Below are 18,168 nucleotides of genomic sequence, written 5' to 3' on the forward strand. Positions count from 1 at the left end.
GTTTCACTTCCGCCGGTTGCCGACGATCATCACAATCGTTAGGCTACCGAACGGAAGAGGAACCACACATGATTGGTACGACACGCGATTTTGCGGGCAAGACCGCGTTCATCACGGGCGGCGTCAACGGCATCGGCTTCGGCATCGCTCGTGCCTTCGCGATGGCCGGGATGGACCTGATCCTGAGCTACCGCAAGGAACAGGACCGCGATGATGCCGCACGCTGGCTGGCCGACAACGGCCTGCCGCCCGCGCGCTTCGTCCAGCTCGACGTCACCGACCGTATCCGCTTTGCAGCGGTGGCGGCAGAGGCGGGCAAGGTTCATGTCCTCGTCAACAACGCAGGCGTCAGCGTGTTCGGGCCGACCGACGAGGCCAGCTATGACGATCACGACTGGATCATGGGCGTCAACTACGGCGGCGTGGTCAACGGCCTCGTCTCGTTCCTGCCGGGCATGAAGGCTCATGGCGAGGGTGGCCACGTGATCAATGTCGCCTCGATGGCCGCGTACCTGTCGGGTCCGCAGGCCGGGATCTACACCGCCAGCAAGTTCGCGGTGCGAGGGCTCACCGAATGCCTGCGCTACAACCTGGCGCCCCACGGCATCGGCGTGTCGCTGATGTGCCCGGGCCTCACCCGAACCAACGCCTGGTCCAGCGCACTGAAACGGCCCGGTGCTTTCGCCGAGTCTGGCTTCGCCCCCGCCGATGCGGCCGAACTCGAACAATTCGGCACCGCCTTCGAACTCGGCATGGACCCGCTCGAAGTCGGCCAGAAGACGCTTGCCGGGATGATCGCCAACGACGGCCTGATCCTGACCCATGGCGAATTTGCCGAGGACTTCGAGGAAATCTACCAAACCTCGCTCGCCGCTTTGCCAAAGGAGGCGATTCCCCAAGGCCGCCTGCAGATCGAGGCCCTGCGCCGCGCGGGCAACAAGGCGGCTGCGGCGGGCAAATCGATCAGCCTTGCCGACCTTACCTGACCCAACAAAAACGGGGGACACCGGCTGCTGTAACCGGCGTCCCCCGCAAGGGGTCATGCGTCTCATCCTGCAAACCTAACGCGTTGAGATAACGCAGGTTTCACTAGTTAACAAAAAAAGGCGCGGTGAGATCAGATCGCCGATACAGCGAGCCCTGCCAGCCCGCATATCGCCAGCACCGGCATGATCCCCATCCGCCGCACGAAGATCAGCACCGCTGCCAGTACCGCGACCGCGCCGACCCGCCAGTCGAAGCTTTGCAGCACCGGCACCGACAGGTCGTTAGACCCAAGCGATACCGCCGTGGTCGCACGAAACAGCACGTGGATCGCAAACCACAGCGTCAGATTGGCGATGACACCGACCACTGCCGCCGTGATCGCGCCAAGCCCGCCTTTCAGCGCTGGTGCGTTCTCCAGCCGCTCGATCCACGGCGCGAGCGCGAAGATCCAGGTGAAGCAGGGAACGAACGTCACCCACGTCGTCAGCACCGCCCCGATCACGCCTGCCACCAGCGGCGAGAATGGCTCGGGCACGCGGAATGCGCCAAGGAAACCGACGAACTGCGTGACCATGATCAGCGGCCCCGGCGTCGTTTCGGCCAAGCCCAGCCCGTCAGCCATCTCGCCGGGTTTCAGCCATCCGTATCCGTCGACCGCCTGCTGCGCCATGTACGACAGCACCGCATAGGCCCCGCCGAAGGTCACCACCGCGAGCTTCGAAAAGAACACCCCGATCTGCCACAGCACATGATCGGGGCCGAGCGTCACCAGCACTACCGCCAGCGGCAAGCCCCAGATTGCCAACCCTGCCAGCAAGGCCCTGATCGTCCCCATCCACGGCCGCGCTCCATGGGACGGCGCGCCATTGGAAGGCCTTACCCCGAGCAGATCGGGCCGCCTGCGCGCCACGAACATTCCGATCGCGCCCGCGCCCAGCACGACCAGCGGGAACGGCAGCCCGAACAGCGCCAGCGCGATGAAAGCGCCCACCCCCAAGCCCTGCTTGAACCGCGTCTGCAACGCACGCCCCGCGATCCGCACGAGCGCCTGCACGACGATCGCCAGCACCGCCGCCTTGATCCCCAGGAACAGCGCGGCAAACCAGCCCAAGTTTGCGGCATAGGCATAGAGCACCGACAGCGCGAGGATCACCGCCGCCCCCGGAAGCACGAACAGCAGGCCCATGGCCAGCCCCCCGCGCACCCCATGCAACCTCCACCCGATCCAGGTGGCAAGCTGCTGCGCCTCGGGACCCGGCAGCAAATGGCAGAAATTGAGCGCGTGGAGGAACTGCTCTTCGCTGACCCAGCGCCGTTCCTCGACGATTTCGCGATGCATCAGCGCGATCTGGCCCGCCGGACCGCCGAAGCTCAAGCAACCGACCCGCGCCGCAACGCGCAGCAATTCATCAAATGTAGGGTGAACCAGCGAAACACTCATATCCTCGACCCACGACCTGCGGTCCGCTCGCTCGCAGCGGACGAAACAGGCAACGCTTGGACAACGGAAGCACCGAAGTCTGACTGGCCGAAAGCCGGGCCGGGAGGTTGCTTTGCCCCGACTGTCGCCTTCTGCATCATCGCTCGAGCGATGGCAACGCAGGAGCTTCACCCTCAGCATTTGTAAACTACAATGCTTTGAAAATAGACACTTTTGCTATCGAAGCGTTAACCAATTCCTCCCATAAATCCGCTTCGGCACAAAGGTGAGGCGACGATGGTTGACCCCTATTACGGCATCGAAATACCTCAGGAGCTGCGCGACCTCGCCGACCGCCATCAGGGCCATATCGCCGACCTGATCGGCAAGTTGCGCACCGTGGGGCTTGACGACAACGCCATCGAAATCGCCGTCGATCAACTGATGGGCACTTACCGCTCACAACTCGTCGAAGCCGTCAAAGCCGTCGGAGGTGCCCGTGCTTGATCCCAAACTGATCGACGAACAGGGCCGGATCGCCGCTCTGCACCGCTACGAAGTGCTCGACACGCCGCCTGCCGAGCCATTCGACAAGATCACCGCGCTGGTGCGCGACGTGCTGCAGGTGCCGATTTCTGCAGTTTCGCTGGTCGATCGCAAACGCCAGTGGTTCAAGTCGGTTCAGGGCCTGTCCGTCACCGAAACCGCGCGGTCGGTCTCGTTCTGCTCGCACACCATCATGGACAAGGCCGTTCTGATCGTGCCCGACGCCTTGGCCGACGCGCGCTTTGCAGATAACGCCCTCGTTACCGGTGCGCCCCATATCCGCAGCTATGCAGGCGCACCGTTGCAGACCCCCGATGGCTATAATGTCGGCGCGCTGTGCGCGATCGACACCGTCGCGCGCGAGTTCACTTCCGCGCAGATCAGCATCCTCAGCAGCTTTGCTTCGCTGGTCGTCGATGAACTGGAACTGCGCAGGATCGCGCAGACCGATCACATGACCGGCGCGCTCAGCCGACGTGGCTTCGTGGCACAGGTCGACAAGCAGATCGTGCACCACAGCCGGAATGGCGGTAGCAGCGTGCTCGTGTTGCTCGACATCGACCATTTCAAATCGGTCAACGATGGCTATGGCCACCCGGCCGGAGACATCGTGCTTAAGGCGATGTCTGAAGTTTGCGCAGGTTTCCTGCGCGGCAGCGACAGTTTCGGCCGCCTCGGGGGCGAAGAGTTCGGAATCTTGCTCACAGACGTCAGGCACGCCGATGGGCTGATGGTAGCCGAACGGATACGCTGCAAGATCGCAGAGCACGCGATGCCTGTGGGCACGGGTTTGCATGTCACAGCCAGCTTCGGCGTTTCCGCGTTGCACAGTCGCACGGAAAGCGCGAGCCAATGGATCGCAGAAGCCGACGCCGCACTTTACGATGCCAAGCGTTCAGGACGTAACCGCTGCGTGCTGGCCCGCACACATGAGGGCTGGGCCGCCGCCTGCTGAGCGTCACGCCAAGGGGCTCAAATCCCCTTGGGCGGCCCTTTCCAGTGGGTGATCCTGATCTGTCTGGTGCGGTCGAGAAGACTCGAACTTCCACGGGCTTTCGCCCACAACGACCTCAACGTTGCGCGTCTACCAATTCCGCCACGACCGCATAATCAGACGGGGTGCAGGTCCCTTGGGAACAGCGCCCCGTGGGGGGTAGGAGCGCGCCACTAGCAAAGGAGTGTCGGGGGCGCAACAAGCATGACCGGACTTTTTGCGTTTTGTCCGCATGATCGATGTTGGCCTCGCAATGCCGTTCGGCCTCAGTCCGGCTTCCAGCCGATCTCGGCAACCTTGGCGGTCTTGGGAACATCGGTCACGGCAGCATTGATCGTCACGCTTTCACCCGGGGCAAGCTCGTCCTGTGGCGGCGGCACTTCCCAGGTCTTGACCACCTTGTCGCGCGAATCGCGCAGCACGATCAGGATCGCGGGAAGCGTGCGGACATCCTTGCCGACATTGCTGACGGTCCCGCTTGCGCCGAAGTACTCGGTCCCGTTGGGGAGTTGGCGACGGTCCTGCTTTTCAGGCGGGAACGACAGTTCGAGATCCGGACGGTCCGCTCCGAACGTCTGACCGGCACCCGGAAGCCATTGCGGTACGCCGAATACCCAGATGGCCGCGCCTAGTGCGGTCACCGACAGGGCAAAGGCCACTGCCGCCATGGTCCACAACTTCGCCGGGTTACGGCGCGGGCGGAACGGCGGCTGGTGATCGAAGGGTGAGGCGCTCTCGTCCTCGACTTCCGCAATGCGGCGGGTGGAGCGTGGCAAGGGCGGAGGTGTCGGCGGCTCCTCGGGCGGAGCGGTGCCCTGTGGCTCTGCCTGTGCAACGGTTTCGGGTGGCTGCACGGTCGCAAGTGCGGCATCCTCCCCGTCAGGTTCGGCGCGCGGAGGCAATTGCGGCCCCGCCTGGAACCACGAATGACGGCAACGCGCACACCGGACGGTCCTGCCGTCCACGCCCACGGCGTTATCGGGAACGACATAGCGCGTCGAACAGGCGGGGCACGCGATGATCATCACATGGGTTAAGCATGGCAGAGCGTGTCTGAACAATAGCTTGGGACACGAAGAAACGCTTCTGTGCCCTTTTTTCCACATGGATTGCCGCGTATAGCCGTTTCAGCGTAACGATTTGCGCCAGCCAACCGGATACAGTCTCCAGATCATGAACCAGACAGACGACGTGGAGATTGTCCAGTTCGACAACGTCGGCCTACGGTACGGCACGGGTAAGGAAGTTCTGACCGATGTCAGCTTCACTTTGTATTCGGGCCGTTTTTACTTTCTCACCGGTGCATCCGGGGCCGGCAAGACCAGCCTGCTCAAGTTGCTGTACCTGTCGCAGCGGCCCTCACGCGGGTTGATCCGCATGTTCGGCACCGATGCGATCACGCTCCCGCGTGAACGCCTTCCCGGCTTCCGCCGCCGCTTGGGCGTCGTATTTCAGGACTTCCGTCTGGTTCAGCACCTTTCGGCGTTCGACAACGTGGCCCTGCCCCTGCGCGTCGCCGGCGTGCCCGAGCGCGAGATCATCCGCCCGGTCACCGACATGCTCGACTGGGTCGGCCTTGGCGATCGCAGCCACGCCCGCCCCGCCACGCTATCGGGCGGCGAACAGCAACGCGTCGCCATCGCCCGTGCCGTAATCGGCCGCCCCGACATGCTCGTGGCCGATGAGCCGACCGGTAACGTCGATCCCGACATGGCGGTCAAATTGCTGCGCCTGTTCGAGGCGCTCAACCGTCTGGGTACGACAGTGGTGGTCGCGACGCACGATATCCACCTGATCCAGAAGATGCCCGAATCGCTGATCATGCGGCTGGACAAGGGCCGGCTGTCCGATCCTACCGGGGCGTTGCGCTATCCGCCGCGCCGCGCGTCGGCACCCCCTCGCCCCGAAGTTCTCGGCGCATGAGCGTGGTCCCGGCGATCGTCGGCGCACTGCGCGGCGACTGGCGTGAGCGCAACAGCGCCGAGGCCCGCCTGTTGCCCCAAGGCAAGCTGTCCGGACCGATGCCGTGGGTCATCGCGATCATGATCGGCCTGACCGTCGTCGCCACCGCCAGCGGCCTTGCGCTGCGCAATACCGCGCGGGTCGCCAGTGCAGACGTATCGGGCGGCGTCACCGTCCAGATCGTCCACGGTGCCCCCAGGGAGCGCGATCGTCAGGCCCAGGCAGCGCTTGCCGCGCTCAGGAATGCACCGGGCGTGGTGTCCGCCCGGCTCGTCCCGCAGGCCGAACTCGATGCGCTGGTCGAGCCGTGGCTTGGCACGACCGTAGGTGACGACGTCAATGCCCTGCCCGTCCCCGCCCTGCTCGACATCCGGCTCGCCAATGGCACCGATGAGGTCCACCTCGCGCCGCTGCGCGCGCGGCTCAAGGTCCCTGCACCAGCTGCACGGATCGACGCCCAGGCCAGTTGGCTTGCTCCGGTGTTCAAGGCGATCGGCGGGCTGCAGTGGCTCGCCGGAGGCCTGATCGGCCTGCTCGCGTTCGCCACGGTCGCAACCGTGCTGCTGGCATCGCGCAATGCGCTGGGCAACCACCGGGTGACGATCGAGATCGTGCACATGCTCGGCGGGACCGATACGCAGATCGCGCGCATCTTCCAGCGGTCGATGGCGGTGGATGCTGCGGCCGGCGGGATCGGCGGGTTGCTGCTCGGCGTCGTGGCGATCAGCCTGCTCGGGCACCAGTTCGCCTCACTCGGCTCGGGCATGATGACATCGGCCGGGCTTGGCTGGACCGACTGGCTGTTCATCTGCTGCATTCCACTTGGCGGCGTTCTGCTGGCGGTGCTGACCGCGCGGCTGACCGTGCTCGGCGCGCTGAGGCGGATGCTGTGACCAAGCGCGGAATCTTCCGGCGGCTGTTGTCGCTCATGTTCATCGCCTGGTCGCTGGGCTTCATCTGGTTCGCGATGTTCCTGCCGCGCCCGGTGATCGAGCCGGTACGCACCGATGGCGTCATCGCCCTGACCGGGGGCGGTGGCCGCATCCCCCACGCGTTGCGCGTGATCGAACGCGGCAGCTCGAAGCGCTTGCTCGTCTCGGGCGTCGATCGCGAAGTGCGCCCGCGCGAATTTGCCGCGGAATACAAGGTGCCCGACAGGCTGATGTCATGCTGCGTGATGCTCGGCTACGACGCGGTTGATACCCGCACCAACGCGCTCGAAGCCGCGCGCTGGGTCAAGGAGAACAACCTGCGCTCGGTTCGGCTGGTCACGACCGACTGGCACATGCGCCGCGCAGCGTTCGACCTTGCCGAAGAACTGCCCCCGCGCACGATCATGGTGCGCGATGCGGTCCCATCGAAACCAAGCTTCCGTATCCTGTTCCTCGAATACAACAAGCTGGTGGCGCGGCTGCTGGCATGGGCGATCGGCTGGTAATGATTTCCGTCCTGCGCAGTCTGCTGTTCTACGCGGTGTTCTATACAGGGTCCGTGCCCTACGTGCTTGCCGCGCTGGCGCTGATGAACGTGTCGGAGCGCCGGTTCCGCTGGGTCGTCAGTGAGTGGAGCCACTGGCATCGCCTGTGCTGCCGCGCCCTGCTCGGCATCCGCGTCGAACTCGAAAATCCGGTATTCCGCCCGGGCGTGCTCTACGCCGTCCGGCACGAAGCGTTCTTCGAGGCGATCGACATGCCGTGGCTGTTCGAAAACCCCGTGGTGTTCGCCAAGGCAGAGCTGTTGCGCATTCCCGGCTGGGGCAAGGCGGGAGAGCGCTTCGGCCTGATCGGCGTGGACCGCGAAGGCGGGGCGAGAGCACTGCGCACGATGCTCACCGAAGCCCGACGCCGTATTGCCGAGGGTCGCCCGCTAGTCATCTTCCCCGAAGGCACGCGCATCCCAAACGGGCAGCGTCGTCAGCTTCAGGCTGGGTTTGCGGGGATCTACAAGCTACTCGGCCTGCCGGTGATCCCGGTCGCGGTCGACAGCGGGCCGCTGTACCATCGCCGCTGGAAACAGGCAGGCACGATCCGCTACCGCTTCGGCGAGGAAATCCCGCCCGGCCTGCAGCGCGAAGAAATCGAGGCCCGCGTCGAGGCCGCCATCAACGACTTGAACGGATGAGCGGACGCAACGCCAACGTGCCTCTGGAAAACAACGACGAAAAACGCTCGCTGATCGACGTGCTCGGCCCAGGACTGATCACCGGTGCGGCAGACGATGATCCGTCAGGCATCGGGACCTATAGCCAGGTAGGCGCGCAGTTCGGCTATTCTCTGGCGTGGTCGATGATCCTGGCGCTACCACTGCTGGTCTCGATCCAGGCGATCTGCGCACGAATCGGCGCAACCACCGGGCGCGGCATTGCGCACAACCTGCGCCGCCATTACCACCCGGCGCTCCTGCGAACGGTTGTCACGCTGCTCGTAGTCGCGAACGTGATCAATCTGGGTGCCGATCTGGGCGCGATGGGCGCGGCGCTGGCGCTGCTCCTGCCGGGGCCGGCGCACCTGTTCGTGCTGGCGTTCGGGGTGGCAAGTGTGCTCGCCGAGGTCCTCGTCAGCTACGACCGTTATGCCCGCATCCTCAAATGGACCACGCTTTCGCTGTTCTCCTACATTGCCGTGGTCCTGGTGGCAGATGTTGACTGGCACGCGGCAGTGCGCGGCTTTGCCGTGCCGACATTTGCGCTGGACCGCGATCATACGATGGCACTGGTCGCGATCTTCGGGACGACGATCAGTCCTTACCTGTTCTTCTGGCAGGCCGGACAGGAAGTCGAGGAACGCCACCGCCGCCACACCAAACCGCTGTGCATCACACCGCGCGATGCCGGGCCGGAACTGCACCGCATCCGCAACGATACGCTGACCGGCATGGGTTTTTCGAATATCACCGCGCTCTCGATCGTGTTGGCGACGGCCGCAACGCTCCATGTCAACGGCATCACGCAAGTCGAGTCTGCGCAGCAAGCGGCAAGCGCGCTGCGCCCCATTGCCGGGGAGTTCGCGTTTGCGTTATTCGCGCTGGGCATCATCGGAACGGGGATGTTGGCAGTGCCGGTACTCGCCGGCTCTGCTGCCTATGCGGTGAGCGAGACGTTTCACTGGACCGAGGGCCTCGCCCGCAAACCGCGCGAGGCCAAGGCGTTCTACGGCGTGATCGCGGTGGCCACTTTGTGCGGCGTGGCGCTCAACTTCATCGGCCTCGACCCAATGCTCGCACTGTACTGGGCCGCCGTAGTCAACGGGCTGCTTGCTCCGCCGCTGATGGTTGTCACGATGATGATCGCGCGCAATCCCCGCATCATGGGCCGCCTGACGATCTCGCGCCCGCTCGCCATCGGCGGCTGGCTCTCAACCATGGTAATGTGGGTGATCGCGCTGCTGTTCCTGCTCGGCTGAGGCTTATTGCTGCCCGTCGTGGTCCGAACGACCGAAGTCTGGGCGCGCATCGTCCTGGCCCATCTCGATGATCCCGCGCCGGATCGCGCGGGTGCGTTCGAAGTGGTCGAACAGCGTGTCGCCGTCGCCCTTGCGGATCGCCTTCTGCAGTTCGGTCAGGTCTTCGGTGAAGCGCTGGAGCATTTCGAGCACGGCGTCGCGGTTCGACAGGAACACGTCGCGCCACATCGTCGGGTCGGATGCGGCGATGCGGGTGAAGTCACGGAAGCCGCCCGCCGAATACTTGATCACTTCGCTCTGCGTCACCTGCTCGAGGTCCGAGGCGGTGCCGACGATGGTGTAGGCGATCAGATGCGGCAGGTGGCTGGTGACGGCGAGGACCTTGTCGTGATGATCGGCATCCATCATGTCGACCCGCGCGCCCAGCGCTTCCCAAAATGCGACCAGTTTCGCGACTTGTGCGGTGTCCGCATCGGCAGGCGGGGTGATGATGCACCAGCGGTTGCTGAACAGGCTGGCAAAGCCCGCGTCCGGTCCGCTACGCTCGGTCCCCGCCACGGGGTGCGCCGGAATGACGGTGTGACCGGGGAGCGCCTCGGCCAGCGCCCGTGCGACCGAAGCCTTGGATGATCCGACATCGCTGATCACGACGCCGTCGGACAGGCCGTCGGCCAGCGCCGCAGCCGCCTGCCCCATCGCGCCCACGGGCACGCACAGCACGACAAGATCGGACCCGCGGGCAGCGTCTGCCGCCACTTCAGGCACCTCATGCGCCAGCCCCAGTTCGCGCGCCTTGGTCCGCACCTCTGCGTCGGCATCGAAGCCGACCACGCGCACACCCGGCATCGCCGCCTGAACCGCCAGCCCGATCGACCCGCCGAGCAAGCCGAGACCGACCACAGTGACCTGTTTGAACGGCGCGCTCACTTGGCCGCCTCGCACATCGCGCGGATGGCTGCGGCGATCTCGTCCATCTGCTCAGCGGTCCCGATCGTGATGCGCAGGCCCTGCGGCAGGCCCTGCCCCGGCAGCCAGCGCGTGATGTAGCCGTGATCCATCAGACCCATGTAGACCGCTTCGGCGCTCAGCTTGCCCTCGAACAGGATCAGCACGAAATTCGCCTGGGTCGGCAAGGGGCGCACGCCGTGATTGCCCAGCGCCTCCAGCTTTTCGACGAACCGCGCGCGCTCTGCCGCATTGTGGCGGCGCGAGCTTTCCACGAACGCCTGATCGCGCACCGCGGCAAGGCCCGCCGCCTGTCCGCTCAACGACACGTTGAACGGTCCGCGAATGCGGTTGAGCATGTCGACGATGTCGGCATGTCCCGTACCCCAGCCGATGCGTTCTCCGGCCAACCCGTAGATCTTCGAGAACGTCCGAGTCACCAGCACGTTGGCAGCCGAGGCCGCCAGTTCCAGTGCGCCGTCATCATGTTGGGGATCGAGGTATTCGGCGTAGGCTCCATCGAGCACCAGGAGGATATCGGACCGCAAGCCCGCATGCAGTCGCGCAATCTCGCCGCGCGGCAGCCAGCTACCGGTTGGATTGTTGGGGTTGGCGAGGAACACCACCCGCGTCCGCTCGGTCACGCAGGCCAGCAGCGCATCGACATCGGTGCCATAGTCGGCATCGGGCGCGGTCACCGGAACCGCGCCGCAGCGCCGCGCGGCGATGTCGTAGACCGAGAAACCGTAGCGCACGTAGAGCACTTCATCGCCCGGCCCGGCATAGGCTTGCGCGGCGAGGTTGAGCAGCTCGTCCGAGCCCGTTCCCATCACGATGCGCAGTGGGTCGATGCAGTAAACCTCTCCGATCGCGCGGCGCAACTCCACGCTGTCGGGATCGGGATAGCGCGCCGGATCGCCCACATGCGCGCGCGCCGCCAGCGCGGCTGTGCTGGTCCCGAGCGGATTTTCGTTTGCCGACAGCTTGGTCAGCACCTTGCCGTCCGCCCCGGTCGACTTGCCGGGGACATAGGCGTGAATGCCGAGGATCCAGTCCTTGGGTTGCGGTGCGCGTTCCATGCCGCGCGCCTTAGGCTTTGCCGTGCTTTGCGGCAAGACGACCTCCTGTTCCGCACAAAAAAAGGGCCGGAAGCGGGCTAGCGCTTCCGGCCTTCAGTCTGTTCGCAGGAGGAACATGGTTTGGCGGGGTGAGGGATGAGAGGGAGAGGATCTGGTTCCCCCACCCCGCCAATTCGGTATTACATGTTGTAGGCGCGCTCTCCGTGCTCGGAGATGTCGAGGCCTTCGCGCTCTGATTCTTCGGAAGGACGCAGGCCCATGACCTTGTCGATGACGAAGAACAGGATGGCCGAGCCGATGCCCGAGAACAGCAGCGTGATCACGACAGCCTTGATCTGGATGAAGACCTGCTTGCCCATGTCGTAGCTGGCAGCATCGAAGCCGGCCGGGAACACGGTGTAGTCGAACACGCCCTGGCCACCGAGTGAGGGAGCCGCGACGATGCCCGTGGCGATGGCGCCGACGATGCCGCCGATGCAGTGCACGCCGAACACGTCGAGCGTATCGTCGTACTTCAGCTTGTTCTTCACCGTGCTGACGAAGAAGTAGCAGATCGGCGAAACGACGAGGCCCAAGAGGATCGAGGTCATCGGCGCGCCAAGACCCGAAGCAGGGGTGATAGCGACGAGACCGGCGACGGCACCCGTTGCAGCGCCCAGCATCGAAGGCTTGCCGTGATGGATCTGCTCGACGATCGCCCATGAGACGGCGGCAGCAGCGGTGGCGACGAAGGTGTTGATAAAGGCAACTGCGGTCACGCCGTTGGCTTCAAGGTTGGAACCGGCGTTGAAGCCGAACCAGCCAACCCACAGCAGCGAAGCGCCGATCATGGTCATGGTCAGCGAGTGCGGCGGGGTAGCTTCCTTGCCGAAGCCGATGCGCTTGCCGATCATCAGGCAGCCCACGAGGCCAGCGATACCGGCATTGATGTGAACGACGGTGCCACCGGCGAAGTCCAGCGCGCCCATGCCCCAGAGGTAACCGGCATCGGTCGGAGCGTCGGCCAGGAAGTCCGGGCCAGCCCAGTACCAAACCATGTGCGCCATCGGGAAATAGATGCAGGTCAGCCACAGGACGGTGAACACCATCAGCGCCGAAAATTTCACGCGTTCCGCAAATGCACCCACGATCAGCGCCGGCGTGATGCAGGCGAAGGTCATCTGGAAGATGACGAAGGCATATTCGGGAATGTAGACGTTGTTCGAGAAGGTTGCTGCGTAAGTCGTGGCGTCCACGCCCATCAGAAACATCTTCGAGAAGCCGCCGATGAACGGACCGCCGCTGGTGAAGGCCATCGAATAGCCCCAGCTCACCCAGACGAGCGAGGCGACCGAAACGATCATGAACACCTGCATCAGCACGCTGAGCATGTTCTTGGTGCGAACAAGGCCGCCGTAGAAAAGTGCGAGTGCCGGAATGCTCATCAACAGGACGAGGACGGAGCTCATCAGCATCCAGGTCGTGTCGCCCTTGTCGACCATACCGGCCATCTGTTCAGCGGTTGGAGCCTTTATCGGCCCATCCTGTGCAAAAGCGGCAGTAGCGGCGAAGAGCGAAGCGCCCGTTCCCGCCAAGCCACCGATCATCTTACGGATCATGTTGGTTCCCCTAAGGTCGGAAATGGAAGGCGCGCTCAAAGCGCGGTATCCCCGGTTTCGCCGGTACGGATGCGGGTCGCGGACGAAAGGTCGAGCACGAACACCTTGCCGTCGCCGATCGCTTCGGTGCTGGCAGCCTGCTGGATCGTTTCCACGATCTGCGGCGCAAGATCGTCGCTAGCAGCGATCTCGATCTTCACCTTCGGAAGCATGTTCGTCGAATATTCAGCGCCGCGGTAAATCTCGGTCTGGCCTTTCTGCCGACCAAAACCCTTCACCTCCGACACCGTCATCCCGGCAACGCCCAGCGCCGACAGTGCTTCACGCACTTCGTCGAGCTTGAACGGCTTGATGATGGCGATGATGAATTTCATTCATGCCCCCCTTTGCTACCCTTCGCACCGGACGAGACGCCGGCGAGATCAGCTAAGCAAGGGGCGTGCCAGACGCGGTAGTTTGCGAATTCGGGTGTTTACGGGAACGAAAGTGCGGGGTCAGCGGTTATGCGCGCTCGATTCTTGTGCATGTGCGAGCATGTGCCTGTTTTTTAGGCAGGGCGCCCTGATCCCAATTCGGGCAGTCGCAGATTTGCCCAGACCGGCAGATGATCCGAACCAACGGCAGCGAGCGTGCTGTGATGCACCCCGACCGCCTCGACCTCGAGGCCGTCGCTCACCACGATCCGGTCGAGTTGCGCCAGCGGCCTGCGCGACGGGAAGCTGCGTCCCGGCGTCAGCACGCGCAGCGGCGCAACGAAAGCTGACAGCGCTCCGCCCGAGGGCGACCACTCGTTGAGATCACCCATCATCACCGCATGACCCTGATCGGCATGGCCCGCCATATGGCTGCACACCGCCTGGACCTGCGCCCGGCGCCGCAGACCTGACAGGTCGAGATGCATGCCCAGCACCCGCACAAGCGCGCCGCCGAGACGCAGCGTCACGCAGACCGCGCCGCGCGGCTCGATCGTCGGCAATGGCACGGTGCAAGCCTCGATCACCTCGATGTCACGCCGCACCAGCAGTGCATTACCGTGCCAGCCCATGCTCGCCGCAGTGCGCGCGCGGTCATAGTGCCCCGGCTCGACCACCCGCCACGGGCTGTGGCCATCGATCGACGCGCGCGGGATGACCGCTTCACGCAAGCCGTAGCGGCGGTCGGCCTCCTGCAGCGCGATCACGTCGGCGTCGATCTCGCGCAGCACCGTCAGGATCCGATCGGGATCGCAAACGCGATCCAGTCCTACGCCCTTATGGATATTGTAGCTGGCAACCTTGAGCTTCACGAAGGAATCAGGCCCCGCCGATGTATTGGGTCGCCGGGCGCACCGGCAGACCGTCGATACTGCGATCGCGCGCCGCCATCTTTGCCTCCCACGCCACCGGGTCGGCCTGCGCGTGGTACTTGACCAGAGTCTGGCGCTCATGATCGACGCTCATCACCGGCACGCCCCAGCCACAGCTGGTCTGCACGCTGTCGACCGCAATGTCGAAGATCTGCCGCGTTCCGGGCAGGATTTCGAAGTGCGCGGCAAGTTCTGCAAATTCGGGGTCGGATGGCATGACCGGCTTGCCTGTGCCATACAGTCGCAGGATCAGCGCGGGCTGCGCGAAATTGCACATCATCACAGTGATGCGCCCATCCGCCACAAGATGGGCATGCGTCTCGTTGCCCGACCCGCCCAGATCGAGATAGGCCACGCGGTTTGGCCCAAGCACCCTGAAGCAGTCATAGCCCTTGGGCGACAGGTTGATCCGACCATCCGCAGCCGCCGTGCTCACGAAAAACACGGACTGACGTCCGATCATCTCCGCATGCTCGGGCTCGATGCAGTCGGTGAACCGCGCCATCAGAGGAAGTCTTTCAAGGTGGCGATGAAGCTGTCGAACTGGTCATGATGTGGCCAATGACCCGCGTTCTCGTACTCCACCACCTGGGCGTTGCGGAAATGTGCGGCGAGGCCGTTCGCGTCAGGGTTTCCCGCCCACGAATTCGCGCCGTTTATCAAAAGGGTGGGACAGGTGACTGCCTTCCACAGGTCGTTGCGCTGCTCGAGTGAGATGTCATACGGTGCGCCATCCACATTGAGATGCGGGTCGAACTTCCAGCTGAACGAGCCATCCTCGTTGCGATTGATACCGTGAGTCGTCAGGTGCCGAGCCTGCATATCGGTCAGGTAGGGGTTCTCCCCCTTCATACGCGCATATGCATCTTCAAGCGAGGGGTAGCGGCGCGGCAGACGCCCCGCAGCCTTGCGCTTTTCTACGATGAATTCGCGCACCCTCCGCGCAAAGGGAACATCCTTGAGCAGCGCTTCGGCTTCTGGCGTTGGAAACAGTCCTTCGATCGCCACGATCTTGCTCACGTTCTCGGGGAACAACCCGGCGTAGCGCAAGCTGGTATTTGCGCCCCACGAATGCGACACGATTGTAACCGGGGCGAGGTCGAGCTGATGGATCAGCTGCGCCACGTCGTAGACCAGATCCATCGTCCGGTAATTGCCGTCCGAGGTCCATTGGCTGTCGCCGTGCCCGCGATGATCCATGGCAATGATGTGCCAGTCCTCGCGCAGCGCCTCGGCGGTCCAGTCCCACGACCGGCAATGGTCGCGGCCGCCGTGGATCAGCAGCAGCGGCGGCTTGTCCGCATTGCCCCAGTCCACATAGTGGAGCCGCAGGCGCTGCGAGATGAAGGTGTTCGATGTGGGACCGAGAAGTTGCATGGGGTTGCTAACTGCGCTGGAACCCTGCGCGATTCAACCCCTTGCGGGCTACCTTTCCTTGGTCGCCGAGAAGACCAGCTCTGGATTGCGCTCCTGCTGATAGCTGACGTCCCACGAGGATCGCGCCATGAACACCATGTCGCCATCGCGATCCTTGGCAAGGTTCGCCATGTTGAAATCTGCGAACGATTTCAACGCCTCGGCCGAACCCTTCAGCCATCGCGCGGTATCGAACGGCGATGCCTCAAGCCCCGCCGCGACCTTGTATTCCGCCTCGAGCCGCGAGATCAGCACATCGAGCTGAAGCTGCCCGACCACGCCGACGATCCACTGTGAACCGATCTCCGGGTAGAATACCTGGATCACCCCCTCTTCGGAGAGATCGTCAAGCGCCTTGCGCAGCTGCTTGGTCTTGGTTGGATCCTTCAACTGCACCCGGCGCAGGATTTCCGGCGCGAAGTTGGGCAATCCGGTAAAGCGCACGTCGTTACGCTCTGACAGCGTATCGCCGACGCGCAAGGTGCCGTGGTTAGGAATGCCGATGATGTCGCCCGCCTCGGCGGTATCGGCGATCTCGCGATCCTGCGCAAAGAACAGGATCGGCGAATGCACCGCAATCGGCTTGCCGCTGCCCGAAGGCGTCAACTTCATGCCGCGCGTGAACGTGCCCGAGACCATGCGCATGAATGCGATGCGGTCACGGTGCTGCGGGTCCATGTTGGCCTGCACCTTGAAGATGAACCCGGTCACGTCGGTGCGCGCCGGATCGATGGTGCCCTGATTCGACGATTGCGGACGCGGCGGCGGCGCGAACTCGGCAATCGCCTCGATCAGGTCGATCACGCCGAAATTCTTGAGCGCGGAACCGAAATAGACCGGCGTCATGTCCCCGTTGCGATAGGCCTCGATGTCGAATTCGGGATAACCGACGCCCGCCAGTTCGATTTCTTCGAGAACCTCGTCAGGGACAGTCATGTCGGACAGATCGTCAACCTTGCCGAGGAATTCACGGCTGTCGCCTTCGGGGCGGCTGACCTTGCCCGTGGCCAAGTTCATCACACCCTGGAAAATCCCGCCCATGCCGATCGGCCACGACATCGGCACGACATCGAGCGCCAGCGCATCGGCCACTTCGTCGAGCGTCTCGAACACCGAGCGGCCTTCACGGTCGACCTTGTTGACGAAAGTGATGATCGGCACCGAGCGCAACCGGCACACCTCGAACAGCTTGCGCGTCTGCGGCTCGATCCCCTTGGCCGCGTCGATCACCATGATCGCCGAATCGACCGCGGTCAGCGTGCGATAGGTGTCCTCGGAAAAGTCCTCGTGGCCCGGTGTATCGAGCAAGTTGAAGACGATGCCGTCCTTCTGGAAGGTCATCACCGAAGAAGTCACGGAAATCCCGCGCTGCTGCTCGATCTTCATCCAGTCCGACCGGGCACGCCGCGCTTGCCCGCGCGCCTTGACCTCGCCCGCCAAGTGGATCGCACCACCCTGCAGCAGCAGCTTCTCGGTCAGCGTCGTCTTACCGGCGTCAGGATGGGAAATGATGGCGAAGGTGCGGCGATTGGACATGGGTGCGCCCTAAACGGGACGAGCGCTTACGTCCATGCGGAAGCTGCGGCTCGCGCCCGGATCGAGCAGCACCACGCCGGGCTTTTCGCGGAAATCGCCGGTGAAGCCCTCGGGGTCGGCGTGGCCTGCCCAAGGCTCGATGCAGATGTAGTGTGCGGCCGGAACTTGCCACAGACCGAGCGACGGCGTGTCAGGAAAGGCAATGTCGAGCCATGCTCCGCCGTCCGCGCCGTATGAAAGCTTGCGGCTGGACAGGTGGTCCCAGATTACCGCGTCGGCGCGAAACAGGTCTTCGCTCAAAGGAAGGACATTGGCCTCAACCGGGGTCTGCTCACCCACCGGCATCAGCAGTCCCGCCCCAGCACTTACCCGGCGGATGTCCTGCGGTTCGGGGCATTCAAATACCAACTTGTGCGCGGATTTGGCCGCCCCACCAGGCAAAGGCCAAGCGAAGGCTGGGTGGTAGCCGAAGCTGAACGGCAGCGATTCGGCATTCGGGTTGGTAACGCTCACCTCGACGGACAACGTCAGACCGTTGATCCGGAAAGTCACTTCGAGCACGAAACCGAACGGATAGACCGCGCGCGTCTCTGGCGAGTCGGTCAACCGGAAACGGGCCAGGCTTTCCTCGGAATGGACTACCGCGAATATGCTGCGCCGGGCAAACCCGTGACGCGGCAGCGAATACTCCGCGCCATCCAGCCGCAGCACATCACCATTGAGCGATCCAACGATCGGGAACAACAACGGCGCGTGGCCTGTCCAGAACGCCGGGTCGGCGTCTGTCATATATTCGCGGCCCTGCGAGTCGGTCAGCGACCACAGCTCGGCCCCGAGCGGGTTGATCCGCGCAGTCAGTTCGCCACTGGTGATCTCGATCAGATCGCTCACGCTATACTACCTTCGTCATTGCGAGCCCCGCAAAGCGGGGAGAAGCAA

Annotated in this window: 19 protein-coding genes and 1 tRNA gene; 8 read left to right on the plus strand and 12 right to left on the minus strand. The window is 63.9% G+C overall.

What is annotated here, in order from left to right; all coding sequences use genetic code 11:
• Positions 1-68 precede the first annotated feature (68 nt).
• Complete coding sequence (locus GGQ88_RS03420; protein WP_183611684.1) at positions 69-986, plus strand: SDR family NAD(P)-dependent oxidoreductase; 918 nt, start codon at positions 69-71, stop codon at positions 984-986.
• Between the two features lie 131 nt (positions 987-1,117).
• Here the strand turns inward: GGQ88_RS03420 and chrA are convergent, their stop codons facing one another.
• On the minus strand, positions 1,118-2,428 hold the full coding sequence (gene chrA / locus GGQ88_RS03425) for a chromate efflux transporter (protein WP_183611685.1): 1,311 nt from the start codon (positions 2,426-2,428) through the stop codon (positions 1,118-1,120).
• A 276-nt stretch (positions 2,429-2,704) separates the two neighbouring features.
• On the opposite strand from chrA, the gene GGQ88_RS03430 reads away from it, so the two are divergent.
• Both GGQ88_RS03430 and GGQ88_RS03435 read left to right on the plus strand, forming a co-directional pair.
• Positions 2,705-2,914, plus strand: coding sequence for a hypothetical protein (locus GGQ88_RS03430; protein WP_183611686.1), 210 nt, complete (start codon positions 2,705-2,707; stop codon positions 2,912-2,914).
• Positions 2,907-3,908 carry a diguanylate cyclase gene (locus GGQ88_RS03435; RefSeq protein ID WP_183611687.1) on the plus strand — a complete coding sequence of 334 codons (1,002 nt, stop codon included), beginning with the start codon at positions 2,907-2,909 and terminating at the stop codon, positions 3,906-3,908. The genes GGQ88_RS03430 and GGQ88_RS03435 overlap by 8 nt, the downstream gene beginning before the upstream one ends.
• Before the next feature lie 64 nt (positions 3,909-3,972).
• On the opposite strand, the gene GGQ88_RS03440 is transcribed toward GGQ88_RS03435, so the two are convergent.
• Both GGQ88_RS03440 and GGQ88_RS03445 read right to left on the minus strand, forming a co-directional pair.
• Positions 3,973-4,059: transfer RNA gene (locus GGQ88_RS03440), tRNA-Leu, on the minus strand.
• A gap of 154 nt (positions 4,060-4,213) precedes the next feature.
• The gene (locus tag GGQ88_RS03445) at positions 4,214-4,972 is read right to left on the minus strand and encodes an MJ0042-type zinc finger domain-containing protein (RefSeq protein ID WP_183611688.1); all 759 of its coding nucleotides are present in this window, start codon (positions 4,970-4,972) and stop codon (positions 4,214-4,216) included.
• A gap of 148 nt (positions 4,973-5,120) precedes the next feature.
• Here GGQ88_RS03445 and ftsE point away from each other — a divergent pair, with 148 nt between their 5' ends.
• From ftsE to GGQ88_RS03470, 5 genes are read left to right on the plus strand one after another with little or no spacing between them, the layout of a single operon-like run.
• The gene (gene ftsE, locus GGQ88_RS03450; RefSeq protein ID WP_183611689.1) at positions 5,121-5,870 is read left to right on the plus strand and encodes a cell division ATP-binding protein FtsE; all 750 of its coding nucleotides are present in this window, start codon (positions 5,121-5,123) and stop codon (positions 5,868-5,870) included.
• Positions 5,867-6,802, plus strand: coding sequence for a cell division protein FtsX (locus GGQ88_RS03455; protein WP_183611690.1), 936 nt, complete (start codon positions 5,867-5,869; stop codon positions 6,800-6,802). Before ftsE ends, GGQ88_RS03455 begins: the two co-directional genes overlap by 4 nt.
• Before the next feature lie 35 nt (positions 6,803-6,837).
• Positions 6,838-7,347, plus strand: coding sequence for a YdcF family protein (locus tag GGQ88_RS03460; RefSeq protein ID WP_221214518.1), 510 nt, complete (start codon positions 6,838-6,840; stop codon positions 7,345-7,347).
• Entirely contained in the window at positions 7,329-8,030 is a 702-nt protein-coding gene (locus GGQ88_RS03465; RefSeq protein ID WP_246385415.1) for a lysophospholipid acyltransferase family protein, read from the plus strand. The genes GGQ88_RS03460 and GGQ88_RS03465 overlap by 19 nt, the downstream gene beginning before the upstream one ends.
• Positions 8,027-9,310 carry an NRAMP family divalent metal transporter gene (locus tag GGQ88_RS03470; protein ID WP_183611691.1) on the plus strand — a complete coding sequence of 428 codons (1,284 nt, stop codon included), beginning with the start codon at positions 8,027-8,029 and terminating at the stop codon, positions 9,308-9,310. Before GGQ88_RS03465 ends, GGQ88_RS03470 begins: the two co-directional genes overlap by 4 nt.
• Before the next feature lie 3 nt (positions 9,311-9,313).
• Here GGQ88_RS03470 and GGQ88_RS03475 read toward each other — a convergent pair whose 3' ends face one another.
• The 9 genes from GGQ88_RS03475 to GGQ88_RS03515 all read right to left on the minus strand — a co-directional run bounded on the left by GGQ88_RS03475 (position 9,314) and on the right by GGQ88_RS03515 (position 18,120).
• Positions 9,314-10,237: a prephenate/arogenate dehydrogenase family protein gene (locus tag GGQ88_RS03475; protein WP_183611692.1), complete on the minus strand. Its 924-nt coding sequence runs from the start codon at positions 10,235-10,237 to the stop codon at positions 9,314-9,316.
• Positions 10,234-11,334 carry a pyridoxal phosphate-dependent aminotransferase gene (locus GGQ88_RS03480; protein WP_183611693.1) on the minus strand — a complete coding sequence of 367 codons (1,101 nt, stop codon included), beginning with the start codon at positions 11,332-11,334 and terminating at the stop codon, positions 10,234-10,236. Before GGQ88_RS03480 ends, GGQ88_RS03475 begins: the two co-directional genes overlap by 4 nt.
• A 179-nt stretch (positions 11,335-11,513) precedes the next feature.
• Positions 11,514-12,932: an ammonium transporter gene (locus GGQ88_RS03485; RefSeq protein WP_183611694.1), complete on the minus strand. Its 1,419-nt coding sequence runs from the start codon at positions 12,930-12,932 to the stop codon at positions 11,514-11,516.
• A gap of 35 nt (positions 12,933-12,967) precedes the next feature.
• A complete protein-coding gene (locus GGQ88_RS03490; protein WP_183611695.1) occupies positions 12,968-13,306 on the minus strand; it encodes a P-II family nitrogen regulator in 339 nt (112 codons plus the stop codon).
• Between the two features lie 173 nt (positions 13,307-13,479).
• A complete protein-coding gene (locus tag GGQ88_RS03495; RefSeq protein WP_183611696.1) occupies positions 13,480-14,217 on the minus strand; it encodes an endonuclease/exonuclease/phosphatase family protein in 738 nt (245 codons plus the stop codon).
• 7 nt (positions 14,218-14,224) lie between these two features.
• The gene (locus tag GGQ88_RS03500) at positions 14,225-14,782 is read right to left on the minus strand and encodes a pyridoxamine 5'-phosphate oxidase family protein (RefSeq protein ID WP_183611697.1); all 558 of its coding nucleotides are present in this window, start codon (positions 14,780-14,782) and stop codon (positions 14,225-14,227) included.
• Positions 14,782-15,654: an alpha/beta fold hydrolase gene (locus GGQ88_RS03505; RefSeq protein ID WP_183611698.1), complete on the minus strand. Its 873-nt coding sequence runs from the start codon at positions 15,652-15,654 to the stop codon at positions 14,782-14,784. Before GGQ88_RS03505 ends, GGQ88_RS03500 begins: the two co-directional genes overlap by 1 nt.
• 48 nt (positions 15,655-15,702) lie before the next feature.
• Positions 15,703-17,229 (minus strand): peptide chain release factor 3, encoded by a 1,527-nt coding sequence (locus tag GGQ88_RS03510; RefSeq protein WP_183611699.1) that lies wholly within the window; start codon positions 17,227-17,229, stop codon positions 15,703-15,705.
• Between the two features lie 9 nt (positions 17,230-17,238).
• Complete coding sequence (locus GGQ88_RS03515; protein WP_343057071.1) at positions 17,239-18,120, minus strand: aldose 1-epimerase family protein; 882 nt, start codon at positions 18,118-18,120, stop codon at positions 17,239-17,241.
• Positions 18,121-18,168 lie beyond the last annotated feature (48 nt).

It is taken from the genome of Novosphingobium hassiacum, assembly GCF_014196055.1.
Taxonomy (GTDB): Bacteria; Pseudomonadota; Alphaproteobacteria; order Sphingomonadales; family Sphingomonadaceae; genus Novosphingobium; species Novosphingobium hassiacum.